Here is a 23,681-nt window from a genome sequence, read left to right as displayed (position 1 = left end):
TCGACTCATGCGTGATGCGGTGATCGTCGGAGCGGTCCGGACCCCGATCGGCCGGCGCGGCGGCGGCTTGGCCGGTGTGCACCCGGTCGACCTGTCGGCGCACGTGCTGCGAGCCCTGTCCGAGCGTACGGGTTTCGACCCGGCCGACGTCGACGACGTGATGTGGGGCTGCGTCTCCCAGGTGGCCGAGCAGTCGTGGAACATCGGGCGCAACGCCGTGCTGGCGGCGGGCTGGCCGGAGGCGGTGCCGGGCACCACCATCGACCGGCAGTGCGGCTCCAGCCAGCAGGCGCTGCACTTCGCGGCGGCGACGGTGATCTCCGGACAGGCCGACCTGGTCGTGGCCGGTGGCGTCGAGTCGATGACCCGGGTGCCCATGGGCTCCAGCGGGCAGGGCGCCGACCCGTACGGGGAAACGCTGCGGACCAGGTACGGCGTCGACTCGTTCAACCAGGGCGTCGGCGCCGAGATGGTGGCCGAGCGGTGGGGCTTCTCGCGCGCCCAGCTCGACGAGTTCGCCCTGTCCAGCCACGCCGCGGCCGCCCGCGCCCAGGACGCCGGTGAGTTCGACGCCGAGATCGAGCCGCTGGCCGGCGTGAAGCTCGACGAGGGCATCCGCCGCGACACCACGCTGGAGAAACTGGCCGGGCTCAAGACGCCGTTCCGCGACGGCGGCCGGATCACCGCGGGCACGGCCTCGCAGATCTCCGACGGCGCCGCGGCGCTCGCCGTCACCACCTCGGAATGGGCCGCCGCGCACGGCCTGCGCCCGCTGGCCCGCGTGCACGCCGCGGTGATCGCGGCCGACGACCCGGTGATCGTGCTGACCGCGCCCATCCCGGCCACGGCCAAGGTGCTGGCGCGGGCCGGTCTGCGGATCGACGACATCGGCGTCTACGAAGTGAACGAGGCGTTCGCGCCCGTGCCGCTGGCCTGGCTGGCCGAGACCGGCGCCGACCGCGCCCGGATGAATCCGCGCGGCGGGGCGATCGCTCTCGGTCACCCTCTCGGGGCATCCGGTGCGCGCATCATGACGACGATGCTGCACCACATGCGACAGTCCGGCCTGCGATTCGGCCTGCAAACGATGTGTGAGGGAGCCGGTATGGCGAACGCAACGATTGTCGAGGCTTTGTAATTCGACATTCATCGGCCGGTGGCAGCGACTTCCCCGGGAGGTCGCCGTTAAACGCCACATGGACGTGTTTTCCCGTACGTTCCTTCCCGCCGCGGCCGAGGCCGGTGTCGCCATCCCGACCGTCAGCCGGCACATGCCCATCTTCCGCCGCTGCGTCGAGCCCGACGAGACCACCGTGCTGGTCGGCCGCTGCCAGCGCCCCGAAGCGCCGCTCTCCGGCGAGTTCATGCTGGTGCTGACGCATCGGCGGCTCGTGGTGACGCAGGAGACCAAGGTGTTGCACCGGCTGCGGCTGCACCTCAACACCAACCTGCGGCACCTGAGCAACGTCTCGTGGAGCCCCACGACGTCCCGCTCGGACCTCGAGATCGCCGCCACAGCGGTCGACGGGGTGCGCGAGCGGTTCCGGTTGCGGCTGAACAACGCGGAAGCCGTACGGCAGCTGGACGAGCGGCTGCGCGAGGTCTTCCACGCCAGGCACGCCCTGGCCGCGTAGGCCTAGGTGTCCTGCCCCAGGAAGTCCACGATCGACGCTCGCAGTCCGGCCGCGTCGAGGCCGTGGGCCCGGGCGTGGTCGCGCCAGCTGCCGTAACGCCGCACCTCACCGCGCCCGACGCCCAGGTGCAGAACCCGGTGCGGCAGACCCGCCAGGGCGCTGCTCACCGCGGCGGCCGAGGTGCCGGCCAGGTACGGCTCGACCATGACGACCTCGCCCTCGGTCAGCACACGCAGACCGTCGGCGTCGAGCGGGCGCGGCGTGTTCGTGTACGCCACCGTGACGTCGAGCCCGGCCGTGGCCTCGAGGACCGGGCCGAGCATCGGGCCGACCGCCACGATCAGCGGGCCGCCCCGCCGCAGCACCCGCAGCCGGCCGCCGTCGAGGTGGGGCCGATCGTTCTCCTGCACGCCGAGCCGCACGTAGACCCGGTCGTCGTGCCGGGCCGCCGCGCGCAGCATGGCCGGTACCTCGTCGTGATGCCCGGGCACGTGTACGGTCCAGCCGTCGAGTGTGTCCAGCAGCGCGACGTCGCCCGGCGACTGGTGTGTGTAGCCCTCCTCCGACGCGTCATAAGAGCCGCCGATGCTGACCACGACGGCGCCCGCGTCCTGGTGGCCGAGGTCGAGCTTCAATTGCTCGTACGCCCGGTCGACCGCGAAAGGCGCGTACGAGTGCAGATAGGGCCGCAGCCCGGTGAGCGCCAGCCCGCCCGCGACCCCCGTCATCAGCTGCTCCCGGATGCCCACGTTGAGCACCCGGTCGGGATGCCGGCGCTGCACGGGGAGGAAAGCCTCGGCGGAGATGTCGGCCAGCACCAGCGCGGTCCGCGGGTCCTCGTCGAGCAGCGCGGTCGTGGTGGCCACGAACGTGTCCCTCATCATGTCGCTCAGCTCCCTTTGCGTTCGACGGTGGCGACGACCAGGTTGGGGCGGTCGTGCCGGAGTTTCAGCGCGCGTTCCAGCCGCTCCCGGTCGCGGCCGTCCACAACGGAGACGTCCCAGCCCGGGAAGCGGGCCGCGATCCCACCGGGCCAGCCGTGCGTCGCCGACTGGTTGTCGACCACGATCGCCGTGATCGGCAGGTGCGTCGCGGCGGCGTACGCGATGGCCTCGTGGTTCGACCCCTCGTCGAGTTCGGCGTCACCCAGCAGCACGAAGGTCCGCGTACGGGTGAAGCCTTGGGCCCGCAGGCCGAGCGCCATCCCGGCACCCAGCCCGAGACCGTGCCCGAGCGACCCCGTGCCGATCTCGACGCCCGGGATGCGGACACGGTCGGGGTGGTGGCCCAGCGGGCTGTCCCATCCGCCCAGGTCGTCGAGCCACGACTCGGGAATGAAGCCCTTGGCCGCCAGCACGGCGTAGTAGGCGGCCGGACCGTGCCCCTTGGAGAGCAGGAAACGATCGCGATCGGGCGCGTCGACGGTCTCCGGTGTGATGCGGAGCACCCGGTCGTAGAGCACCCACAGCACGTCCAGGGTCGAATGGGCGCTCGGTAAGTGTTTGCGGTCCCCCGTGATGCGTTGCAGCAGGGGGCCGAGCCGGTCGGTGTGCACTGCTGTCGCTGTCATGGGGTTAGAGTGCAACTTGAAGTTCACTTCAGCTCAAGGATGGCGATGGAGACGCTGACGATCGGTGACTTCGCGGCCCGCAGCGGTGTGGCGCCGTCGGCCCTGCGCTACTACGAGCGCGAAGGCCTGATCCGCTCCACCCGCACCACCGGCAACCAGCGCCGCTACGAACGCTCCGAGCTGCGGCGGGTCGCCTTCATCAGGATCGCCCAACAGGTCGGCGTCTCCCTCGACGAGATCCGCGCGGCCCTGGCCGAACTGCCCGAGAACCGGACACCCACCCGCGCCGACTGGGCCCACCTGTCCGACCGCTGGCGGCACCGCCTCGACGAGAAAATCCTGCTCATGCAGCGCCTACGCGACGACCTCACCGGCTGCATCGGCTGCGGCTGCCTCTCCCTGCACCGCTGCAAACTCATCAACCCCGACGACACCCTGGCCGCCGACGGCACCGGCCCGCGGGTGCTGCTCCGACCTGCTTAGATCGAGCCATGGCAACCCGGCTGGTGCAGATCAACATGAAGGCCCACGACGACGCGGCGCTGGGCCGGTTCTGGTCGCAGGTCCTCGGCTGGGGCATCGACCACGAAGCCCCCGGTGTGACCAACCTCGAACCGCCGGGCCTGCCCTACCCCGACCCGCACGCCCTGTTCATCGACATCGTCACCGCGCCGGAACCCAAGACGGTCAAGAACCGCGTGCACATCGACCTGGCCACGACCTCGCTCGAACACCAGGCCGCACTGGTTGCACGCCTGCAGGAACTAGGCGCGAAGCCGGCCGACGTGGGCCAGAAGAACGTGCCCTGGGTCGTCCTGGCCGACCCCGACGGCAACGAGTTCTGCGTGCTGGAGCCGCGGACCGTCTACCAGGACACCGGTCCGATCGCCGCGATCGTCGTCGACTGCGCCGACCCGCGGGCCATGGCCGGCTGGTGGGCCCAGGCCATCGACTGGCAAGTGCACACAGTGACCGACGAGGGGGCCTCCATGCGCTCGTCCCAGGGGGTCGGGCCTTACCTCGAGTTCGTCCGCACGCCGACGCCGAAGACCGTGTGGAACCGCGTGCACCTGGACCTGCGCCCGTACCAGGACGACAACTTCGAAGCCGAAATCTCCCGCCTGCAATCCCTCGGCGCGACCCCGATCGACCTGGGCGATCCCGAGATCCCGTGGCGCGTGCTGGCCGACCCTGAGGGCAACGAGTTCTGCCTGCTGACACCCCGCTGACGGTCGGATCGTTCGCACCTCGAGACGCGCTGAAGGGCTACTCACCTATATCGCGGCGGCATGTTGAGCGGTATGGTCGGCGGTATGCGAACGAAGACGTCGCTCACGCTCGACGAGGACAGTATCCCCTTGGCTCGTTCCCGCGCCGAGGCCGAGGGGCTCGACGTCGGCCGATGGCTGGATCGGGCAATTCGTCATGAGGCGGCACGCGGAGACGTCGATGTCATCGCCGAATGGCAGGCGTCGCTGCCGTCGGAGGATCAGGCAGTGCTAGCCGCGCTTGATGCCATTGACCTCCACGGCGTCGATGCCGAGTGATTCGTGGAGACGTCTACGAGTACACGATCGGCAACGCACGCGCCCGAATCGCGATTGTGTCCTCAGCGCCTTACAACCCACGCCGCGCCACATTCGTAGTTGTGTTGGGTGCCGACACGCCAACGCCGCCGTCGCCTTCCCTCGTCGCCATGGCACCGGCCGATCCTGTTCGCGGCACCATCGATGCCACCAGGCTTCGCCCGGTCGTTCCCGGTAATGTCGGCGCGCGTGTGGGTCGACTGTCCCGCACCACGCTGTCGCGCCTTGACGACGCGTTGCGCAACTACCTGGGGCTTTGAGGGGCTTCGTCGGCTTTGAGCGTCAGGCCCCGGTCGATGAAATCGATCAGCCAGTCGAAGCTTTCGTCGACGTCGGTGTCCATCTCGAAGCCGCCCTGGGCTTCGATCGTGGCGAAGCCGTGGAAGAGGCTGCGCAGCAACCGCAAAGCGTGCACCGTGTCGGCCGGGTTGATATTGTAGCCGGACAAGACCGCCGCGAGGGATTCGAGGACCCGGGCGCCGGCCACGGCGAGCGGGTCGTCCGGCCCGGTGGCCCCCAGTCGCACTGTCGCCGCGTAGCGGCCGGGGTGCTTGATGATGTAGTCGCGCATCGTGCGGGCCGCCGCGGCCAACGCGTCCCGTCCGGCTTTGCCCTGCAGGGCCGTCCGTAGGGCGTCGCCCAGTTCGTCGGTGACCAGCAGGGCGATCCGCCGGTTGAGGTCGGCCTGCGAGTCGATGTGTTTGTAGAGCGACGGCGCCCGCACTCCCAGGCGCGAGGCCAGCTCTCCCATGGTCACGTTGTGCAGACCCACCTCGTCGGCCAGGGCGGCGGCGGCCCGGGTCACCGCCGCGGGGTCGAGGCCGGCCCTAGGCACGGGCGTACGCCTTGAGGAAGGGCAGCAGCACCGCGACGGTCTCGTCCGGGTACTGCGTGTGCGGGTAGTGCCCGGCCCCTTCGATCACCTCGAGTTCGCCCAGCCCGGCCGGCAGCTCGGCCACGATCGCCTCGCCTTCGGCGCGGGGGGAGGCCCAGTCGGGGTCGAGCGAGCCTTCGACGACCAGCACGGGGCAGCGGACGTTGCCGAGCTGCGCACCGGCGTCGGTGGCCGGCGTCTGGCCCATCTTCTGCAGCGCCTTCATCCGGCCCGGCTCGGCCAGCATGGCCGCGTTGCGTTGCAGCTGGGCGGACCAGTCGGCCGGCTTGCGGTTGGGGAAGGCCATGTCGAGGTATTTGTGCCACCACTTCACGCTGCCCAGCATGGCCATCAGCAGCAGCCGCGTCATGCCGGTGCGGTACGACTTCACCCGCAGGTCGCCCAGTTTGATGGCTTGTTTGCGGGTGAACGGGGCGATCTGCACGATCCCTTCGACCAGGTCGGGGGCCTGGGCGGCGGCGACCGTGACGGCGCCGCCCGAGATGGACTGGCCGACCAGCACGGCCGGGCCGCCGAGGTGGCGCACCACCGCGAGGAGGTCGCCGGCGATGTCCGTACGGCTGTAGGAAGGCCAGACGGCGCTGGACTCGCCGGCGCCCCGCAGGTCGACGTTGGCGACTCGGTAGCCCGCGGCGACCAGCTGCGGCACGACGAACCGGTAGGACTCGCGGCTGTCGCCCATGCCGTGGGCCAGGACGACCAGGGGACCCGCGCCGGTCACTTCGTACGCGATGGTGCCGCCGTCGACGGCCAGGAACTCGGTCATGACAACTCCTTGGCTTGGCTAATTCCGTTAGCTAAAAGCTAATGTCGTTAGCCAGGGTTGTCAAACCCGCACCGGGATCGCCGATGAGACGCCCAGCACTTTCCCGTCGGCGTCCAGCGCCTCGGCCACCACGTATTCCGGCGTTCCCGGCACCGTCAGGGTCGTCTCGAAACCGGTCCGGGCCTGCTCGACCTCGCCTCCGGACAGGGCGCCGGGCTGCGTGCCCCACCGCGCCCGCCAGCGCGACACCCTGGTGGCGCCGTTCCAGCTGGCCGAGACGATCACGTTGCCGCCGTCGACGTGCAGCCCCAGGGCGGGCTGGTCGGGTGGCGTGCCGGTCCACTCGGCCTTGTACGCGCGATAGGACTGGTTGTCGAGCGGCAGGTGCCCGGCCAGCCGCACGGTCCCGTCCGCGTTGTGCTCGGTGAAGTGCGGCATCTGGCCCCAGCCGACGAACGAGCCGCCGTCGGCCAGCTCGCGGAAGCTGCCCTGCGTGGGCGCGGACAACCGGTCGGGGTGCAGGAACTCGGCCACGAACGTGGTCTTTCGCGAGGCTTCGTCCACCTTGAACACGACGCCGCGGGAGTACTCCTTCTCCTTGGTCACCCCGGCGCCGTTGTCGAAGAGCCCGTACGACCCGTCGCGGCGCTGCCGGAAGTCGTGCTGCCAGGAGAATTTCGTCCGCTCGTCGACCTCGAAGTCCGACTTCTTGCCGCCCAGCCGCCACACCACCTTGCCGCTGCGGCGATCGATCTTGTAGACGGTCCACGTGTGCCGGGCCGAGATGATGATGGCGCCGTCCGCGGCCAGGCCGACCGAGTTCGCGTGGAAGTAGTCGTACGGGAGATGCTCCGACTCCCCGACCGGGCGCGGAGCGTACGACTCGTCGAGCCCCACATGGTCGCTCGCCCGCCACTCGAAGATCTTCTTGCCGGTCGCGATGTCGATCTCCTGGATCACACCGTCGTGCAACACGCCGTCAGCGGGACCGCCGAGCGCGCTGAGGTCGTACGGGATGGGGTCGTAGACCCAGAAGAGCGCGGTGTTCTGCGGCGTGATCACCATGTCGTGCTGGTCGGCCTGTTCGGTGCCGGCCGCGCGAACCCGGGTGATCTCGCGGTAGGACCGGTCGGCGAGGACGAACTCCCCCTGGCCCACACCCTGCCCGCCGGTGCCCCCGATGGTGCCTTCCCACCAGGTCAGCACCGGTTGGTTGCGGTACCGCTGGACCTTGAGGTCGATCGCGACCGTGGCCGGGTCGGGCACCTTCTTGAACCAGACCGGCGAGCCCTTCTCGTCGACGACGAGCGGCCCCCACAGGCCCGTGCCCGAGGCGGGGGTCAGGAAGATCGAGCCCGCGACCGTGCCGTTGGCCGCCGTCGTGATCGTGACGTCGGGCAGGGTCCGCAGGTCGGGCCGGGAACGGTATTTCGGGTCGGCGGCGGGAGCGGCGACCGGCTCGTCCCGAGCGGTGTCGCGATCCGGTAAGCGTCCGAGCGCATAACCGCCGACACCGGCGACCGCCGCGCCACCCACGCCGAGCAGGACATTTCTCCGGGAGATGCTCACGTTGGCGAGCGTTCCCGGATGAACGCAAGATCTACCCGCGCAAGTGATCAGAGTTTGCTGTGAGACCGGTGTAGATGTCGATCAACCGGCCGGTCAGCACGTCCGGATGGAAGTCGCGCAAGTAGCGGGCCCGAGCCGCCGGTGCCACCGCCCGCGCCTGATCGCGGGCGATCGGAAGGGCGGCCGCCAGCGCATCGGCCCGTGGCGGCACCACCCACCCGGCCTCGTCTCCCACCAGGTACGGAATGCCCCCCACATCGGTGCCGAGCACCGGCCGGCCCGCCGCCAGCGCCTCCAGGATCACCGTGGGCAGGGTGTCGTTCCAGGTCGGGGTGGCCACTACGACGGCCGCCTGGTCGCGCGCCGCGCGGATGCCGTCACGGTCGAGCAGGCCCAGGTAGACCACGTCCGTGCGCTCGGCGGCGGCCTGCTCGGCCAGGGGGCGCAACTCGCCGTCACCGGCGATCCGCAGCGTGCCCAGCGAGCCGTCCGGGTGCTGCCGCCAGGCCTCCAGCAGCACACCCAGGCCCTTCTCGGGGGACAGCCGGGCCCCGTAGAGGAAGCCCTCGCCGAGCACCGTGGGCTCGCCCGGGTCGGGCAACGCGTTCGGCTTGACCACGATGTGCTCGTCCGGGATGCCGTAGTCGCGCAGGTGGGCGGCGATCCGGTCGGTCAGCGCGATGAACCGGTCGACCGAGCGCCAGGTCGGGCGGTGCACGGCCAGCGTGGTGGCCATCAGCGCGCTCTGCGCCGCCGAGCCGCGGTAACAGCGGTGCTTGACCGCGGGCCAGCCGACGAGTTTGCCCCGGCAGTCCTGACAGTTGTGCCCGTCGCGGAAGTAGAGGCCGGACGAGCAGACCTGGCGGTAGTTGTGCACCGTCTGGATCACCGGCACGCCCCGCGCGTGGGCCGTTCGCACGACCCAGGGCGAGAGCAGCGGGTACGGGTTGTGCAGGTGCAGCACGTCCGGGCGCTCGGCTTCGAGCAGCGCAGCCAGGTCGCGCTGGGCGGCCCGGCCGTAGATCGGGGACAGCGGCAGCAGCGCCTTCTCGGCCAGGGGCAGCTCGCCGATCGAGTCGGAGCTGCGCTGGAACGGCAGCACCTCGACGCCGGCCGCGCGGAGCTGGGCGATCTCGGTGTCGACGATGACGTTCTCGCCGGACGGCATCGCTTCCCGATACCGGTTGTGCGCAACGACGACCTTCACGCCCAGAGACGCTACCGTTGAGGTCGTGCCCGAACTTCCTGAGGTCGAGGCGCTCGCGGCCTACTTGCGCGAGCGCGCGGTCGGCCACACCGTGGAGCGCTTCGAGGTGTCCTCGTTCAGCGCGCTGAAGACGTACGACCCGCCGGCCAGTGCGATCGCCGGCCTGCCGATCACCGCGGCCGGTCGCCACGGCAAATTCCTCGACGTGGGCCTGGGTGACGAATTCCACCTGGTCGTCCATCTGGCCCGGGCCGGCTGGCTGCACTACCGCGACGCGTTCAAGTCACCCGCCCCGCTCAAGCCGGGCAGCGGCCCGATCGCGATCCGGGTGCGGCTCGACGACGGCTCCGGGTTCGACCTGACCGAGGCCGGCACGCAGAAGTCGCTGGCCGCCTATCTCGTACGGGATCCGGCCGAGGTGCCGGGCGTGTCCCGGCTCGGCCCGGACGCGCTGGCCGTCAGCCGCGACGAGTTCGCCGAGCGCCTCCAGGGCCGCAACGGGCAGGTCAAGGGCGTGCTGGTCGATCAGGAGGTGCTGGCCGGCATCGGCAATGCCTACTCCGACGAAATCCTGCATGTGGCCAAGCTGTCACCGTTCGCGCTCACCGGGAAACTGACCGACGAGCAGATCGACACCCTGTTCGCGGCCATGCGCGAGGTCGAGACCGACGCCGTGGCCCGCTCGGTGGGCATGAAGGCGGCCGAGCTCAAGGGCGAGAAGCGGGCCGGCCTGCGCGTCCACGCCCGTACGGGTCTGCCGTGCCCGGTCTGTGGGGACACCGTGCGGGAGGTCTCGTTCGCCGACAAAAGCCTGCAGTACTGCGCGACGTGTCAGACCGGTGGCAAGCCGCTGGCCGATCGACGCCTGTCCAAGTTGATCCGATAGCGGCGTATCGGTCACGCTACGTACACGGTTGATAAACCGGGCACAACGCCAGCTTCTTTCCGCCCGTTCCATCGGTATAGTGGCCCGGTCCCACGTTTCCGCGGCGCGGTTGTGCGTGCAAACTCGTCGCGGTGCGTAATCTTTTCCGGATGCGGGAGGACGTAGGCGAGGTGACCGCTAGCCTGCATCGCCCGGTTACCGACAGCAGCCGGAGCAAACCCGTGTCGTACGACAGCTTCGAGTGGCAGCAGCAGCCGCCACCGAGCAACGGCGTACCCCGCTCCGCGTGGAACCGGCAGCACAAGCGCCTCTCGCGCTGGCACCGGCCCTACACCTTGGTGCTGCTCTTCCTCGACCTCGTCGCAGTGGTCCTGGCCAGTCATCTGGCCGCGACCTACATCGAGAAGTCGCGCTCGGGTTTCTCCGGCAAGAGCCTGTTCTTCCTGCACAACGAACAGCTGTTCATCTTCTTCGCGTACGTGGTGCTGCCGCTGGGCTGGATGATCCTGCTCTGGGCCAACGGCACGTACGACCGGCGCTACCTGGGCCTGGGCAGCGAAGAGTTCAAGCGGATCGTGCGCACCTCGGTCACCATCGTGGCCTGCGTGTCGCTGCTCGCGTTCGCCACCAAGGCCCCGCTCTCGCGCGGCACGGTCGCCGCGGTCTCCCTGATGGCAGTGGCGTTCCTGCTCGTCGGCCGGGTCGCCGCCCGTCAGGTGCTGCACTTCGCGCGCCGCAAGACCGGCCACGGCGCCCACCGCATGATCCTGGTGGGCACGTTGCCCGAGGCTCTCGAGGTCTACACCGCGGTCACCCGCAGCCCCGCCGCGGGTCTGATCCCGGTGGCCATTCACATCACCGACGGCTACGCGGCCGCGCGGGGCATAGAGACCCCCGTCCCCGTGTACGCCGCGCGGGACGTGCTCTCGCTGGTGCGGGAGGTCGGCGCGGACACGATCGCGGTCTGCGGTTCGGCCAGCGCCGAGCCCGGTGAGCTGCGCCGGCTGGCCTGGCAGCTCGAGGGCACCGGCGTCGACCTGGTGGTCGCGCCGCAGCTGACCGACATCGCGGGCCCCCGGGTGCACATCCGCCCGATCGAGGGCCTGCCGCTGCTGCACGTCGAGGAGCCGACCCTGTCGGGCCCCGGCTGGCTGGTGAAAAACCTGCTCGACCGGGTCGCCGCGGGTCTCGGCCTGCTGGTGATCAGCCCGATCCTGGTCGCCATCGCGATCGGCATCAAGCTTTCCGACCCCGGCCCGGTCTTCTTCCGCCAGCCCCGCGTCGGCCACGAGGGCCGCACGTTCCGGGTGTGGAAGTTCCGGACGATGTATGTCGACGCCGAGGAACGCAAGCGCACGCTGGAGGAGCTCAACGAGTCCGACGGCATGCTCTTCAAGATGAAGAACGACCCGCGGATCTTCGCGTTCGGAGCGAAGCTGCGGGCCACCTCGCTCGACGAGCTGCCCCAGCTGATCAACGTGCTGAAGGGCGAGATGTCGCTGGTCGGCCCGCGCCCGCTGCCGGCCGACGACGGTGACTACCTGGGCGATGTGCGGCGGCGGTTGCTGGTGCGCCCCGGCATCACCGGCCTGTGGCAGGTGTCGGGCCGTTCCGACCTGTCGTGGGACGAGGCCGTACGCCTGGACCTGTATTACGTCGACAACTGGTCCCTGACGTACGACCTCGGCATCCTCTGGCGCACGATCTTCGTGGTGCTCAAGCGCAAGGGCGCCTACTAGCTATACGGGCACGTGCTGCGCCACTCCTGGATCGTCGAGCCGGACGGGTTGGGGCACAGGAACTGGTCGTAGCGGGTGTCGTCGTCGATGAAGCGCTTGAGCCACGAGATGCTGTACTTCGCGACCGTCACGTTCGTCGAGGTGGGCGCCGAGTGCGAGGCGTTGTTGAGTTCCAAGTACGCCTTGTCCGCCGCGGCCGGCAGGCTGGTGTAGAACGGCTCGGAGTGCGAGCTGACCGGGGCCACGGTGTCGTTCTCGGCCCCGATGATCAGGGTCGGCACCCGGTCGCTGGTCCAGCTCTTGGTGCCGTGCCACGGGGTGAGCGGGATGGCCGCCTGCAGCGAGGGGCGGCTGACCGAGGCCGAGAGGCTGCCCCCGCCACCCATCGAGTGCCCCATCACGCCGAGCCGCGTGGCGTCGATCCGGGTACGGACACTGCTCGTACGGGTCAGGTAGTCGAGCGCGGCCAGCAGCTGGGTGCCGCGGCTGGCGGGCTGGTCGAGCGTGCTGAGCGTGTCGATGGTGATCACGACGAAGCCCTGCGACGCGAGCCGCGGGCCGAGCCACGACACGCTGGACTGTGAGGCGGTGAAGCCGGGCGAGATGGCCACGGCTCCGAACGTGCCCGAAGCGGTACTGGTCGGGTAGTAGATCGTGCCGCCGCCGAAGCCGCTGACCGCGGACCGGGCGACGGTGGTCTGGGCGATCGCGAAGGAGCCCCGGGACGCCTCGATGCTGCTGGTGGTGGGGGCGGGACCACGCTCGTACGGGTTGGCCGCGAGCGCTGGCGTGGCCGGTGAGACCGCGACCAGAACGGCTGCGAGGGCGGCCGCGAAACGGGCTTTGACCATGGAACTCTCCCTGGGTGTGGGTAGAGCTGGGGATCGATGTACGTCACAGTGTTGATCGCTCTGTTACCGGCCGGTAATCCCAATTGACACCCTGCCAATACGATATGACCGCCTACTATCTGCTGCGTGGCCGGACAAGTGGGCAGTGTGCTGGCGGTAGTGGCCGTTCTGGCCGCGCTCGCCGCCGCGGTGGTGGCCGTCGTACGGCTGCGCGCCCGGCGCGGCATCGCCACCGCCATGCAGCGGGCCACCTACGACGTGCTGCACACGGCCGCACTCGCTGCCGACCCGCTGCGCGCCGGGCTCAGCCCCGGCACCGCCGCCAAGGCCGCCCGCCCGCTGCGCACCCTGGTCGGCGCGACCGGGCTGACGATCACCGACGGGCAGACCTGCCTCGCGTTCGACGGCCGCGGCAGCCACCACAGCGACCAGTTCACCGCGGCCGCCGTACGGGCCCTGGACTCGCAACGCTCGATCGTGCTGGCCGCCTCCGACCTGCCCTGCGACCGGGTCGACTGCGTCGTGCGCGGCGCCGTGGTGGCCCCGCTGGCCAGCCGCCCCGACGGCCGGGCGGCGGCCGCGCTGGTGGCCGTGGCCGACGACCACCCCGCACCCGGGCTCGTGCAGGCCACCCTGGAAGCCGCCCGCTGGGCCGGCTCCCAGCTCGCGCTGGCCGAACTCGACTCGTCACGCGAACGCCTGGCCAAAGCCGAGGTGCGGGCGCTGCGGGCCCAGATCAGCCCGCACTTCATCTACAACGCGCTCACCGCGATCGGCTCCTTCGTCCGTACGGACCCCGAGCGCGCCCGCGAACTGATCCTCGAATTCGCCGAGTTCACGCGCTACTCGTTCCGGGCCCACGGTGACTTCACGACGCTGGCCGAGGAGCTGCGCTCGATCGACCGCTACCTCACGATCGAGCGCGCCCGGTTCGGCGACCGGCTGCAGGTCCGGCTGCAGATCGCCCCCGAGGTGCTGCCGGTCGGCCTGCCCTTCCTCTGCCTGCAGCCGCTGGTCGAAAACGCCGTACGGCACGGCCTGTCCCGAAAACCGGGCGTCGGTATGGTGAGCATCGAAGCCCAGGATGCCGGCGCCGAATGCCACATCACGGTGGAGGACGACGGAGTCGGCATGGACCCGGCGGTGTTCGCCGCGGGCATGCCCGAGACTGACGACGGGCAGCACGTGGGCCTGGCAAATGTGGACGAACGACTGAGGTCGGTCTTCGGCGATCATTTCGGCCTGGTGGTCGAGACCGCGCTCGGAGCCGGTACGAAGGTGAGCATGCGAGTGCCGAAGTTCCATCCCGGGGTCCGCGCATGAGCCTTGTCGTGCTCGCCGTGGACGACGAGCCGCCCGCCCTCGACGAGCTGGCCTACCTGCTCAACGCCGACGGCCGGGTCGGCCACGTGCACCGCGCCGGCGACGCCACCGAAGCCCTGCGCGTGCTGCGCGACACCGAGGTCGACGCGGTTTTCCTCGACATCCGCATGCCCGGCCTGGACGGCATGGAGCTGGCCCGCATCCTGCGCCGTTTCGCCCGGCCCCCGGCCATCGTGTTCGTCACCGCGTACGACGACGGCGCCGTGGACGCCTTCGACCTGGGCGTCACCGACTACGTCCGCAAACCCGTACGAGCCGAACGCCTGGGCGAATCCCTGCGCCGGGTCGCCGGTGCGCGCCCCGTCCCCGCGCCGGCCCCGGCCCCGCCGGTCGACGAGCCCACGATCCCCGTCGAGCTGGCCGGCACGACCCGCATGCTGCCCCGCTCGTCGGTCCGCTGGGTCGAGGCCCAGGGCGACTACGCCCGCCTGCACACGTCGGACGCGTCCCACCTGGTCCGGGTCTCCCTGGCCACCCTGGCCGAACGTTGGGCCGACGCCGGTTTCGTGCGTATCCACCGGTCATACCTGGTGCAGATCCGCCTGATCGCCGAACTACGCCTGACCGGCTCCGGCTACGTGGTCTCCGTGGACGGCATCGAACTCCCGGTCAGCCGCCGTCACACCCGCGAGCTCAAAGACCGCCTGATCAGAGCGGCCAAACACGACTGGACGCGCTAATCCACACAGTTGTCCACAGCCCCACCGCCTTTTCCACAGACTTATCCACAGGCCCGCGCCGCGGAGAAGAGGTTATGCACAGTCGTCACGCGGCCCGGCCGACCCGAAACCGTGGTCCTATGGCGAGGCGTGTGGAGCTTCTGTGGTCCGGTGAAGGCGAGGATGACGTCCCGCGAGGCTGAACCGGTGATCTCCACAGGTTGTTCACAAAGTCAGCGCCCGGTCTGCACGGGCGATCAATAGGCTCAGCGCCGTACGGTCGGTGGGTCACGGGGGCCCACCGGCCACCTGACCTGGTCGAAGGGGTGCGGGCGTGGAGACGGAGCGGCGCGTTCTGGTCGTCGAGGACGAGCGGACCATCGCGGAGGCGGTTGCGGCGCGGCTGCGGGCCGAGGGCTTCGTGGTGGAGGTGGCCGGGGACGGGCCGAGCGCGGTCGACGCGGCCCGGCGGACGCCGCCCGACGTGGTGGTTCTCGACGTCATGCTGCCCGGTTTCGACGGGCTCGAAGTGTGCCGGCGGCTGCAGGCCGAGCGGCCGGTTCCGATCCTCATGCTGACCGCCCGCGACGACGAGACCGACCTGCTGGTGGGTCTGGCAGTGGGCGCCGACGACTACATGGTCAAGCCGTTCTCGATGCGGGAGCTGGCGGCCCGGGTGCACGCGCTGCTGCGGCGGGCCCAGAAAACCACCGCGGAGCCCAAGGGCCCGCCCACACTGCGGTTCGGCGACCTGGAGATCAACCAGTCCGAGCGGCGGGTGCTGCGTTCCGGGGTGGAGGCTCATCTGACCCCGACCGAGTTCGACCTGCTGGTGCATCTGGCCGCCCACCCCCGTACGGTGCTGCCGCGGGAACGCCTGCTGGCCGACGTGTGGGGCTGGGCCGACGCGTCCGGCACCCGTACGGTCGACAGCCACATCAAGGGGCTGCGCCGCAAGCTCGGGTCGGACCTGATCCGTACGGTGCACGGGGTCGGTTACGCCCTCGAGGTCGAGCGGTGAGTGACGACGGCGCCGTCCGGTACGCCCCGGCCGCGAGCCTGGTGTGGCGCAACCGGGTGACCCGGGCGCTCAGCTGGTTGCCGCGCCCGCTCGACCCGGTCCGGTCGATCAAGATGAAGATCATCATGGTGCTGCTGGCGGGCGGTCTCAGCGGTCTCATCTGGTTCTACCTGTGGCTGGGCTGGTTCCCGATCTGGACGGGTGTCACCGCCACCATCATCGGCGTGACGATCGTGCAGTTCCTGGCCCGCGGCATGACCTCGCCGCTGCGCGAGATGACGGCCGCGGCCCGGGCGATGGCGCAGGGTGACTACGACCGCCGGGTGCGCGCCACCGCGGCCGACGAGGTCGGTGAGCTGGCCGCCGCGTTCAATCACATGGCGGCCGACCTGGCCGCGGCCGACCGGCAGCGGCGCGAGCTGATCGCGAACGTCTCGCACGAGTTGCGTACGCCCATCACCGCTCTGCAGGGTCTGCTCGAGAACATCGTCGACGGGGTGGCCCGGGCCGAGCCCGAGATGATGCAGACCGCGCTGGCTCAGACCGAGCGGCTGGGCCGGTTGGTCACCGAGCTGCTCGACCTGTCCCGCATCGACGCGGGGGTGGCCCCGCTCAAACGGCACCCGATCGACGTGCCGTCCTTCCTGGACGGTGTGGTGCGCGAGGCCGAGGTCAACGCGGCCGGCTCGGGGCGGGACGTCCGTTTCGAGGTGGCCGCGGCCGAGATCGTCGTCACGGGCGACCGGGAGCGGCTGCATCAGGTGTTCGCCAATCTGCTCGACAACGCGGCCCGGCACAGCCCGCCCGGCGGCACCGTGCAGGTGCGGGCCGAACGCCACGACGAGCACGTGCTGATCGCGGTGACCGACGAGGGTGAGGGCATCCCGCCCGAGGAGCGCGACCGGGTGTTCGAGCGGTTCACCCGCGGCGAGCGGCCGGGCGGCGGCGGCACGGGGCTGGGGCTGGCGATCGCCCGCTGGGTGGTGCAGCTGCATCACGGCACGATCGCCGCGGTCGACCCCGAACGCCGGGGCTGCCAGATCAATGTGGAACTCCCACTTATCCGGAAATAACCCAGAACCGGAATCGAGGAATGTCATGACGATGCCCCCTGCCCAAAAAACGGCGACTCCGGTCCAGCCGGTTTCTCTTCACGGCCCGTGGCCGTCAAGCGCGCCCTGGGGCCGACATTGGTCCGGCCCCGGCCGCCCGGCCTCGATGCTCACCGTCGCGGCGGTCGCGGGGGCCGCCGCGGTGGCCGCGCTGAGCCTGCCGCTCGACAGCGCCGGCATCGGCTGGTTGATCACCGCGATCGCCGCGGTGGTGGCCGTGTCCCTGGCCGGCCCGGCGAAGGTCGTCGCAGGCCCGAAGCCGCTCGTCGACCGCCCGCTCCCCCGGTTCCGGGCCGAGCAGGCCGGGTGGGCCGCGGCCACTGTCGCTCTGCTCGCCGTGGGCACTTTCCGCTCCGCGGGCTGGCTGTTCGCGCTGTGCGTGGTCGTCGCTACCCTCACCACCGCGCTCACGCTGGTGGCGGGCCGCTCGATGCGCAGCATCTTCGTGGCGTACCTGCTTCCGTTCCTCGCCGCCTTCCGCGCGATGCCGTGGCTCGCCCATGGTCTGTCCCGCCCCAACCGAAGCGGTCGCATCGTCGCCACCGCCGCGGTCTCGGTGGTCCTGCTCCTCGCGTTCGGCGGGCTGCTGGCCTCGGCCGACAGCACGTTCGCGACCGCACTGGAACGGCTCGTCCCCGACCTGGGCGTAGACACGATCTTCCGGTGGATCTTCCTCGGCGGGTTCGCGGCGATGGGCGTGGGCGGCGCCGCGTTCCTGCGGGTCGCCCCGCCCGACGTGTCGCGGCTCGACCGCACCGAGGGCCGCAAGGTGCACCGCTGGGAGTGGGCCGTCCCGCTCGGCCTGCTGACCGTCCTCTTCGGGTTGTTCGTCGCGGTCCAGGCGGTCACGTTGTTCCGGGGCGACTTCGGCGTGCAGGAGTACGCCGATGAGGCGCGCAGCGGTTTCTGGCAGCTCAGCTGGGTGGTCGGCCTGACCCTGCTCGTCCTGGCCGGGGCGGCCCGCTGGGCGCCGCGGGCCGAACCGGCGGACCGGCTGCTGATCCGGGTCATCCTCGGCGCGCTGACCGCTCTCACGCTGGTGATCGCCGCGACCGCGATCCACCGGATCGTGCTCTACACCGCCGAGTACGGCCTGACCCGACTGCGCCTGCTGGTCTTCTGCTGCGAGCTGTGGTTCGTGTTCGTGCTGCTCCTGGTGCTGATCGCGGGCCGCCGGATCCGGGCCCCGTGGCTGCCCCGGTTGGCCGTGGCGGCCGGTGTGGCCGCCCTGATCGGGCTGGCCGTGGCGAACCCGGACGGCATGATCGCCGAGCGCAACCTGCGGCCGTCCGGCGACCGCCCGATCGATCTGAGCTACCTGGGCGACCTTTCCCCCGACGCCGTGCCCGCGCTGACCGGCAGCGACCGGCTGACCAACACGCAGCTCATCTGCGTGCTCGGGCGGATGAACACCGGCACCATGACCATGTCGGACGACTGGCGCAGCTGGAACGTCGGCCTGGCCCGCGCGCGCGTCCTGATCTCCACTCACGGCAACCCCACGTACGACTGCACCCCTTGACATCCTGCCCTCGGCGGCCAGACTCCCGGCATGGCCACCGACGACTCCAACGGACCGGAGAGACCCGTCCGTACGCGTGTGGTGCTCGGCGAGGCGGCGGCCCGCAGACGCCCCGCCGACCGGGCCGGCACCGACCTGGCGGAGCAGACCCCGATCGGTGAGGCCCTGGTCAAAGGGCTGATGCGGGCCCAGCTGGCGCTCGCGCTGCGGCTCGCGCTGGTGGTGGTGACCGGCCTGGGCGCCCTGCCGCTGCTGTTCGCGGTGGCCCCGGGCGTGGGCGGGGTCAAGGTCTTCGGCGTCTATCTGCCCTGGCTGCTGCTCGGCCTGTTGTCGTTCCCGTTCCTGATCGGCGTGGGCTGGGCCTATGTGCGCTGGGCGGAACGCAACGAGCAGGACTTCGTCGCGCTCATCCGCAGGCCCGAGCAGTGATGAACCCGTACCTGGTCCCGGGTCTGATCGTCGTGGTGCTGGTGACGGTCGGCATCGGCGTTTACGGCCTGCGCTTCGCCCGCACCACGTCGGATTTCCTGGTCGCGTCGCGGTCGGTGAGCCCGGCCTGGAACGCCGCGGCGATCAGCGGCGAATATCTCTCGGCGGCCTCGTTCCTGGGGGTGGCCGGGCTGATCCTGCGCTACGGCGTCGATGTGCTCTGGTATCCGGTGGGCTTCGCCGCCGGCTATCTGGCCCTCTTGCTGTTCGTGGCCGCGCCGCTGCGCCGGTCGGGCGCCTTCACGCTGCCCGATTTCTGCGAGGTGCGCCTCGGTTCGCCCCTGCTGCGCCGTCTGGCCAGCGTGTTCGTGGTGTTCATCGGTTGTCTCTACCTCGTGCCGCAGCTGCAGGGGGCGGGGCTCACCTTCACCACGGTCACCGGCGGCTCGTACGCCTGGGGCGCGCTGCTCGTCGGGGTCGTGGTGACCGCGAACGTGGCGCTCGGCGGCATGCGCGCGATCACCTTCGTCCAGGCCTTCCAGTACTGGCTCAAGCTGACCGCCCTGGCCGTCCCGGTGATCTTCTTGGCGCTGCAGTGGCAGTCCGACGGGCGCCCGGCGGTCACCCCCGGGCCCGGCGCGACCTTCCCCGTGGCCACCACCGTCGTGCTCGAGCAGGACGCGCTGGTCGACGGCGTCGCTCTGGAGAAGGGTCAGCAGCTCAGCTATGACGCCGGCGCCCCGGTGCCCGAGGTGAGCAGTGTGGACGCCAACTTCGGCCCGGACTGGCTGCGCCCCGGCGGCGACGCCAGCCTGTTCGCCACGTATTCGCTCATCCTGGCCACTTTCCTGGGCACCATGGGGTTACCGCACGTGCTCGTCCGGTTCTACACCAATCCCGACGGCGCCTCGGCCCGGCGCACGACCCTGGTGGTGCTCGGCCTGGTCGGCACCTTCTATCTCCTTCCCACCCTGTACGGGGTTCTGGGGCGCATCTATACCCCGCAGCTGCTGATGACCGGGCGCACCGACGCCGTGGTGCTGCTGCTGCCGGAGGCCGCGCTGGGCGGCGGTCATCTCGGCCAGCTGCTCGGCGCCCTGGTCACCGCGGGCGCCCTGGCCGCCTTCCTGTCCACCTCGTCGGGTCTGCTGACCAGCGTGGCCGGGGTGGTCTTCACCGACGTGCTGCGGGCCGGGCGGGGCGGTTCGATCCGTGACTTCCGGCTGGCCACGGTGCTCGCCGCCGCGGTGCCGGTGCTGCTCTCGCTGTACGTCTCCAACATGGACGTCTCGCGCGTGGTCGGCCTCGCGTTCGCGGTCGCCGCCTCCAGCTTCTGCCCGCTGCTGGTGCTCGGCATCTGGTGGCGGCGGCTGACCGACGTCGGCGCGGTGGCCGGGGTGCTGGCGGGCGGGGGCGCGTCGATGGCGGCCGTCCTGATCACCGTGCTGGGCCCGCCGCTGGACGGCTGGCCGGCCGACGCCGTGGGTCAGCCCGCCGCGTGGACCGTCCCGCTCGCGTTCGTCGTCATGATCGGCGGGTCGTTGCTGACCAGCCGCCGGGTTCCCCGCGACGTCGGCGCGACCATGCTGCGGCTGCATGCGCCGGAGTCGCTGCGGGTTTGATTGCGCTGGTCAAGGGCCGCGCGCAGCCGATAGGTTGCACCCATGACGGTGCCGGTTCCACGTACGGGGGATCAGCCCGCGGCGATGTCGCTCCGCGGGCTGGTCAAGCGGTTCGACACCAAGCTGGCGGTCTCCGACGTCACTCTCGAGGTGCCCGCGGGTTCCTTCTACGGGTTGCTCGGGCCCAACGGCGCGGGCAAGACCACCACGCTGTCGATGGCCGTGGGCCTGCTGCGGCCCGATGCCGGTCAGGCCGTGCTGCTCGGATCGGACGTGTGGGCCGACCCGGCCGCGGCCAAGGCCCGCCTCGGGGTGCTTCCCGACGGCCTGCGCCTTTTCGACCGGCTCACCGGCCCGGAGCTGCTGGCCTATCACGGCCTGCTGCGCGGCATGGACGCCGCGACCGTCGACCAGCGGGCCCGTGAGCTGCTCGACGTGCTCGAGCTCGGCACCGGCAACCGCACCCTGGTCGTCGACTACTCGGCCGGCATGCGCAAAAAGATCGGGTTGGCCTGCGCGCTGCTGCACGCGCCACGCCTGCTCGTGCTGGACGAGCCGTTCGAGGCCGTCGATCCGGTTTCGGCCGCCCGCATCCGCGAGATCCTCCAGCGGTACGTGGCCGGGGGCGGCACGGTGATCTTCTCCAGTCACGTGATGGAGGTCGTCGAGCGGCTCTGCTCGCACGTGGCGATCCTCTCCGACGGCGTGCTGCGCCTGCACGGCACGCTCGGCGCGGTCCGGGGCGACCGGTCGTTGGAGGAGGTCTTCGTGCAGGTCGTCGGGGGCCGGGTCAGCACCGGCTCGGAGCTCGCGTGGCTGTGAGCACCGGCACGTTCGTCCGGCTCAAGCTGCGGCTCATGCTCAACGGCATGCGCGGACGCCCGGCCCGGATCGCGCTGTTCGTCCTCGGTGTCGTCATGTCCGGATTCTTCGCGATCGCGGGTTATGCGATCTTCGCGATTCCCGGGGTGGCGGGTGACGAGCGCGCCGCCGGTCTGCTGCTCCAGCTGGGCGGCGCGGCCCTGGTCGTGGGCTGGCTGTTGCTCCCGCTCATCTTCTTCGGCGTCGACGAGTCGCTCGACCCGGCCCGGTTCGCGCTGTTCCCGCTGCGCCGCCGCACCCTGATCACGGGCCTGTTCGCGGCCGCGCTGACCGGCCTGCCCGCGCTGTCCACACTGGCCGCCACGGCCGGCATGGTGAACACCGCGGCCGGCCTGGGCGGGGCCGGGGCGGCGATCGTCCAGCTGGTCGGCATCCTCGGCGGCCTGGCCCTGTGCGTCGCCGTGAGCCGCGCAGTGACCAGCGCGTTCGCCACCGCCCTGCGCTCGCGCCGGTCGCGTGACCTGGCCGTGGTGCTGTTCGCCGTGCTGGCCGCGCTGCTCGGGCCGCTGCAGCTCGCGCTCCTGGCCGGGGCCGAACGGGCCGACTGGAACGCGTTCGCCGTGCTCGCCGACGTGCTGGGCTGGACCCCGCTGGGCGCACCGTACGCGGTGGGGATGGACGTGGTGGAGGGCCGCCTGTGGGCCGTGCCGCTGCGGTTCCTGATCATCGCCGCCACGATCGCCGGGCTGCTGCGGTGGTGGAGCATGACGCTGGAGAACGCGATGCTCGGCACCGAGAGCCGGGGCCGCGCCGGTCGCGACGAGGACATCGCCTCACCGACCGGGTTGCTGCTCGGCCGGCGCCTGCCGCGCACCCGCTTCGGTGCGCTGGTGGCCCGCGAGACCCGCTACTGGTGGCGCGAGACCCGGCGCCGGGCCGCGCTGATCACGTTCTGTGTGGCCGGGCTGTTCCTGCCGCTCTCGCTCTCGCTGAGCGGCGGGTCCGTCGGGCCGGTGTCGGCCTTCGTGGGGGCGATCGCGGCGATCGCGCTGGCCAACCAGTTCGGGTACGAGGGCAGCGCGTACGCGGCCAACATCACCGCGGGAGTGCCGGGGCGGGTCGAGATCCACTCCCGGGCGACGGCCCACGCCCTCTTCGTGCTGCCCCTGTTGCTGCTGGTCGCCCTGGTCGTGGGCGTGGTGTCGGGACGGCCGGAGCGGATCGCGGGCGACCTCGGGCTGCTGATCGCCACGTACGGCACCGGTCTCGGCCTGGTGCTGCCGATGTCGGTGCGAGCCGCCTACGCGCTGCCCGAGTCGACCAGCCCGTTCGCCGTCTCGTCGGGGGGCGGGATGGCCAAGGGCCTGCTCACGTTCGGCGTCATGATCGGCACGCTGGTCGTGACCGTGCCGCTGCAGATCCTGTCCTACGTCCTGGGCGACGTGTGGTTGTGGATCGGCCTGCCGGCGGGCGCGGCGTTCGGCGCCGCGGCGTACCTCATCGGGTCCGGAGTGGCCGGCGAGTGGCTCGACCGGCGGTCACCCGAGGTGCTGGCCGCCGTCATCTCTTCTTGACCAGGCCGTCCTTCTTGACGAAGATGCGACGTCGTTGCAGCGCGACGCCCGTCGGACCGAGCACGTAGCCCTCGAGCCACAACCACCCGTCGTACGTGCTGCGCTGGTCGACGCGGATCAGCCGGAAGGTCAGCGCACGCTCGCCGTCGAACTGCACGCTGGCCTCGCCGCCGATGTGCAGCACCACGCCGGGGTCCAGCTGCACTTGCTGATGCACGGGCGACCTCCTTCGCACAGAAGATAATTGTTGATCAATCAAGAGGGATAGCTATGTGCACCTTCTGTAACCAAAGTGAGAATGGTGCCCGTGACGATTCATTCCACCGATCCCTTCGCCACTCCCGACGAGGAGAAATCCGCGGTGCGGCGGTTGCGCGGGCGGCTGGCCGCCCCCGTCACCCTCTGGACCGCCGCCGGGCCGGCCGGGCTGACCGTGTCGTCGACGCTGGTCGCCGATGGTGACCCGGGCCGGGTGCTGGGCCTGATCGACGACGAGAGCGATTTCTGGGACGCGGCCGAGCAGAGCCGCCGGTTCGCCGTGGTCGCGCTGACCCCGGCCGACCGGCAGCTGGCCGACCGGTTCGCCGGGCTGATGCCCGCGCCGGGTGGCCTGTTCGCCGGGGCCGATTGGATCGACACCGACTTCGGTCCGGTGCCCGCGGGCACGCGGACCTGGGCGGGCTGCCGGCTCGAGTCCTCGCGGGCCGTGGGCTGGGCGTTGCTCGTGGAGGCGGTGATCGAGACGGTCGAGGCCGGGCCGTCGCCCGAGCCGCTGATCCACTATCGCGGTCGATATCGCACGCTGGGCGGTTGACCGCCGCCCCGCTCACCGCA

General features: G+C 70.9%; 26 protein-coding genes. 18 read left to right on the top strand and 8 right to left on the bottom strand.

Features of this window, described 5'->3' with window-relative positions; translation table 11 throughout:
• The first annotated feature begins 7 nt into the window (after window positions 1-7).
• Together BKA14_RS31765 and BKA14_RS31760 are read left to right on the top strand one after the other, a co-directional pair.
• Window positions 8-1,138: an acetyl-CoA C-acyltransferase gene (locus tag BKA14_RS31765; RefSeq protein ID WP_184954444.1), complete on the top strand. Its 1,131-nt coding sequence runs from the start codon at window positions 8-10 to the stop codon at window positions 1,136-1,138.
• 58 nt (window positions 1,139-1,196) lie between these two features.
• A complete protein-coding gene (locus BKA14_RS31760; protein ID WP_184954443.1) occupies window positions 1,197-1,634 on the top strand; it encodes a hypothetical protein in 438 nt (145 codons plus the stop codon).
• Between the two features lie 2 nt (window positions 1,635-1,636).
• Here the strand turns inward: BKA14_RS31760 and BKA14_RS31755 are convergent, their stop codons facing one another.
• Both BKA14_RS31755 and BKA14_RS31750 read right to left on the bottom strand, forming a co-directional pair.
• Window positions 1,637-2,515, bottom strand: coding sequence for a transketolase family protein (locus BKA14_RS31755; protein WP_184957083.1), 879 nt, complete (start codon window positions 2,513-2,515; stop codon window positions 1,637-1,639).
• Window positions 2,516-2,523: 8 nt separating this feature from the next.
• On the bottom strand, window positions 2,524-3,204 hold the full coding sequence (locus BKA14_RS31750) for a thiamine pyrophosphate-binding protein (RefSeq protein ID WP_184954442.1): 681 nt from the start codon (window positions 3,202-3,204) through the stop codon (window positions 2,524-2,526).
• A 39-nt stretch (window positions 3,205-3,243) separates the two neighbouring features.
• On the opposite strand from BKA14_RS31750, the gene soxR reads away from it, so the two are divergent.
• The 4 genes from soxR to BKA14_RS31730 all read left to right on the top strand — a co-directional run bounded on the left by soxR (window position 3,244) and on the right by BKA14_RS31730 (window position 5,050).
• Entirely contained in the window at window positions 3,244-3,687 is a 444-nt protein-coding gene (gene soxR / locus BKA14_RS31745) for a redox-sensitive transcriptional activator SoxR (protein ID WP_184954441.1), read from the top strand.
• 8 nt (window positions 3,688-3,695) lie between these two features.
• The gene (locus tag BKA14_RS31740) at window positions 3,696-4,433 is read left to right on the top strand and encodes a VOC family protein (RefSeq protein ID WP_184954440.1); all 738 of its coding nucleotides are present in this window, start codon (window positions 3,696-3,698) and stop codon (window positions 4,431-4,433) included.
• A gap of 84 nt (window positions 4,434-4,517) precedes the next feature.
• Window positions 4,518-4,751: a hypothetical protein gene (locus tag BKA14_RS31735; protein WP_184954439.1), complete on the top strand. Its 234-nt coding sequence runs from the start codon at window positions 4,518-4,520 to the stop codon at window positions 4,749-4,751.
• Entirely contained in the window at window positions 4,748-5,050 is a 303-nt protein-coding gene (locus tag BKA14_RS31730; protein ID WP_184954438.1) for a hypothetical protein, read from the top strand. Before BKA14_RS31735 ends, BKA14_RS31730 begins: the two co-directional genes overlap by 4 nt.
• Here the strand turns inward: BKA14_RS31730 and BKA14_RS45255 are convergent.
• Genes BKA14_RS45255 through BKA14_RS31710 form a run of 4 tightly spaced genes read right to left on the bottom strand, consistent with a single transcriptional unit; the run spans window position 5,035 to window position 9,227 of the window.
• Window positions 5,035-5,625 (bottom strand): TetR/AcrR family transcriptional regulator, encoded by a 591-nt coding sequence (locus tag BKA14_RS45255; protein WP_184954437.1) that lies wholly within the window; start codon window positions 5,623-5,625, stop codon window positions 5,035-5,037. The two genes, BKA14_RS31730 and BKA14_RS45255, sit on opposite strands and share 16 nt — an antisense overlap.
• Entirely contained in the window at window positions 5,618-6,451 is an 834-nt protein-coding gene (locus tag BKA14_RS31720; protein WP_184954436.1) for an alpha/beta fold hydrolase, read from the bottom strand. The genes BKA14_RS45255 and BKA14_RS31720 overlap by 8 nt, the downstream gene beginning before the upstream one ends.
• A 60-nt stretch (window positions 6,452-6,511) precedes the next feature.
• Window positions 6,512-8,020, bottom strand: a complete 1,509-nt coding sequence (locus tag BKA14_RS31715; protein WP_239093167.1) for an arylsulfotransferase family protein — start codon at window positions 8,018-8,020, stop codon at window positions 6,512-6,514.
• Window positions 8,021-8,051: 31 nt separating this feature from the next.
• On the bottom strand, window positions 8,052-9,227 hold the full coding sequence (locus BKA14_RS31710; protein ID WP_184954435.1) for a glycosyltransferase family 4 protein: 1,176 nt from the start codon (window positions 9,225-9,227) through the stop codon (window positions 8,052-8,054).
• A 25-nt stretch (window positions 9,228-9,252) separates the two neighbouring features.
• Here BKA14_RS31710 and BKA14_RS31705 point away from each other — a divergent pair, with 25 nt between their 5' ends.
• Together BKA14_RS31705 and BKA14_RS31700 are read left to right on the top strand one after the other, a co-directional pair.
• Window positions 9,253-10,113 (top strand): Fpg/Nei family DNA glycosylase, encoded by an 861-nt coding sequence (locus BKA14_RS31705; RefSeq protein WP_184954434.1) that lies wholly within the window; start codon window positions 9,253-9,255, stop codon window positions 10,111-10,113.
• A gap of 149 nt (window positions 10,114-10,262) precedes the next feature.
• Window positions 10,263-11,852: a sugar transferase gene (locus BKA14_RS31700; protein WP_184954433.1), complete on the top strand. Its 1,590-nt coding sequence runs from the start codon at window positions 10,263-10,265 to the stop codon at window positions 11,850-11,852.
• Here the strand turns inward: BKA14_RS31700 and BKA14_RS31695 are convergent.
• Window positions 11,849-12,703 carry a poly(ethylene terephthalate) hydrolase family protein gene (locus BKA14_RS31695; protein WP_184954432.1) on the bottom strand — a complete coding sequence of 285 codons (855 nt, stop codon included), beginning with the start codon at window positions 12,701-12,703 and terminating at the stop codon, window positions 11,849-11,851. The two genes, BKA14_RS31700 and BKA14_RS31695, sit on opposite strands and share 4 nt — an antisense overlap.
• A 126-nt stretch (window positions 12,704-12,829) precedes the next feature.
• On the opposite strand from BKA14_RS31695, the gene BKA14_RS31690 reads away from it, so the two are divergent.
• The 9 genes from BKA14_RS31690 to BKA14_RS31650 all read left to right on the top strand — a co-directional run bounded on the left by BKA14_RS31690 (window position 12,830) and on the right by BKA14_RS31650 (window position 22,847).
• On the top strand, window positions 12,830-14,026 hold the full coding sequence (locus tag BKA14_RS31690; RefSeq protein ID WP_184954431.1) for a sensor histidine kinase: 1,197 nt from the start codon (window positions 12,830-12,832) through the stop codon (window positions 14,024-14,026).
• Window positions 14,023-14,766 carry a LytR/AlgR family response regulator transcription factor gene (locus tag BKA14_RS31685; RefSeq protein WP_184954430.1) on the top strand — a complete coding sequence of 248 codons (744 nt, stop codon included), beginning with the start codon at window positions 14,023-14,025 and terminating at the stop codon, window positions 14,764-14,766. Before BKA14_RS31690 ends, BKA14_RS31685 begins: the two co-directional genes overlap by 4 nt.
• Window positions 14,767-15,079: 313 nt before the next feature.
• Window positions 15,080-15,766 carry a response regulator transcription factor gene (locus tag BKA14_RS31680; protein WP_184954429.1) on the top strand — a complete coding sequence of 229 codons (687 nt, stop codon included), beginning with the start codon at window positions 15,080-15,082 and terminating at the stop codon, window positions 15,764-15,766.
• Entirely contained in the window at window positions 15,763-16,839 is a 1,077-nt protein-coding gene (locus BKA14_RS31675) for a HAMP domain-containing sensor histidine kinase (protein WP_438861919.1), read from the top strand. The genes BKA14_RS31680 and BKA14_RS31675 overlap by 4 nt, the downstream gene beginning before the upstream one ends.
• Before the next feature lie 145 nt (window positions 16,840-16,984).
• Entirely contained in the window at window positions 16,985-18,400 is a 1,416-nt protein-coding gene (locus tag BKA14_RS31670) for a DUF4153 domain-containing protein (RefSeq protein ID WP_239093165.1), read from the top strand.
• Between the two features lie 30 nt (window positions 18,401-18,430).
• Window positions 18,431-18,829, top strand: a complete 399-nt coding sequence (locus BKA14_RS31665) for a DUF485 domain-containing protein (protein ID WP_184954427.1) — start codon at window positions 18,431-18,433, stop codon at window positions 18,827-18,829.
• Window positions 18,829-20,451: a sodium/solute symporter gene (locus tag BKA14_RS31660; protein WP_221477364.1), complete on the top strand. Its 1,623-nt coding sequence runs from the start codon at window positions 18,829-18,831 to the stop codon at window positions 20,449-20,451. The genes BKA14_RS31665 and BKA14_RS31660 overlap by 1 nt, the downstream gene beginning before the upstream one ends.
• A gap of 42 nt (window positions 20,452-20,493) precedes the next feature.
• Entirely contained in the window at window positions 20,494-21,273 is a 780-nt protein-coding gene (locus BKA14_RS31655; protein ID WP_184954425.1) for an ABC transporter ATP-binding protein, read from the top strand.
• Between the two features lie 35 nt (window positions 21,274-21,308).
• Complete coding sequence (locus BKA14_RS31650) at window positions 21,309-22,847, top strand: ABC transporter permease (protein WP_221478286.1); 1,539 nt, start codon at window positions 21,309-21,311, stop codon at window positions 22,845-22,847.
• On the opposite strand, the gene BKA14_RS31645 is transcribed toward BKA14_RS31650, so the two are convergent.
• Window positions 22,834-23,064 (bottom strand): hypothetical protein, encoded by a 231-nt coding sequence (locus BKA14_RS31645; RefSeq protein WP_239093162.1) that lies wholly within the window; start codon window positions 23,062-23,064, stop codon window positions 22,834-22,836. The two genes, BKA14_RS31650 and BKA14_RS31645, sit on opposite strands and share 14 nt — an antisense overlap.
• 90 nt (window positions 23,065-23,154) lie before the next feature.
• On the opposite strand from BKA14_RS31645, the gene BKA14_RS31640 reads away from it, so the two are divergent.
• Entirely contained in the window at window positions 23,155-23,661 is a 507-nt protein-coding gene (locus tag BKA14_RS31640) for a flavin reductase family protein (RefSeq protein ID WP_239093159.1), read from the top strand.
• Window positions 23,662-23,681 lie beyond the last annotated feature (20 nt).

The sequence above is a fragment of the Paractinoplanes abujensis genome (assembly GCF_014204895.1).
Classification (GTDB): domain Bacteria; phylum Actinomycetota; class Actinomycetes; order Mycobacteriales; family Micromonosporaceae; genus Actinoplanes; species Actinoplanes abujensis.
This window is presented reverse-complemented; position numbering and strand designations above follow the sequence as displayed.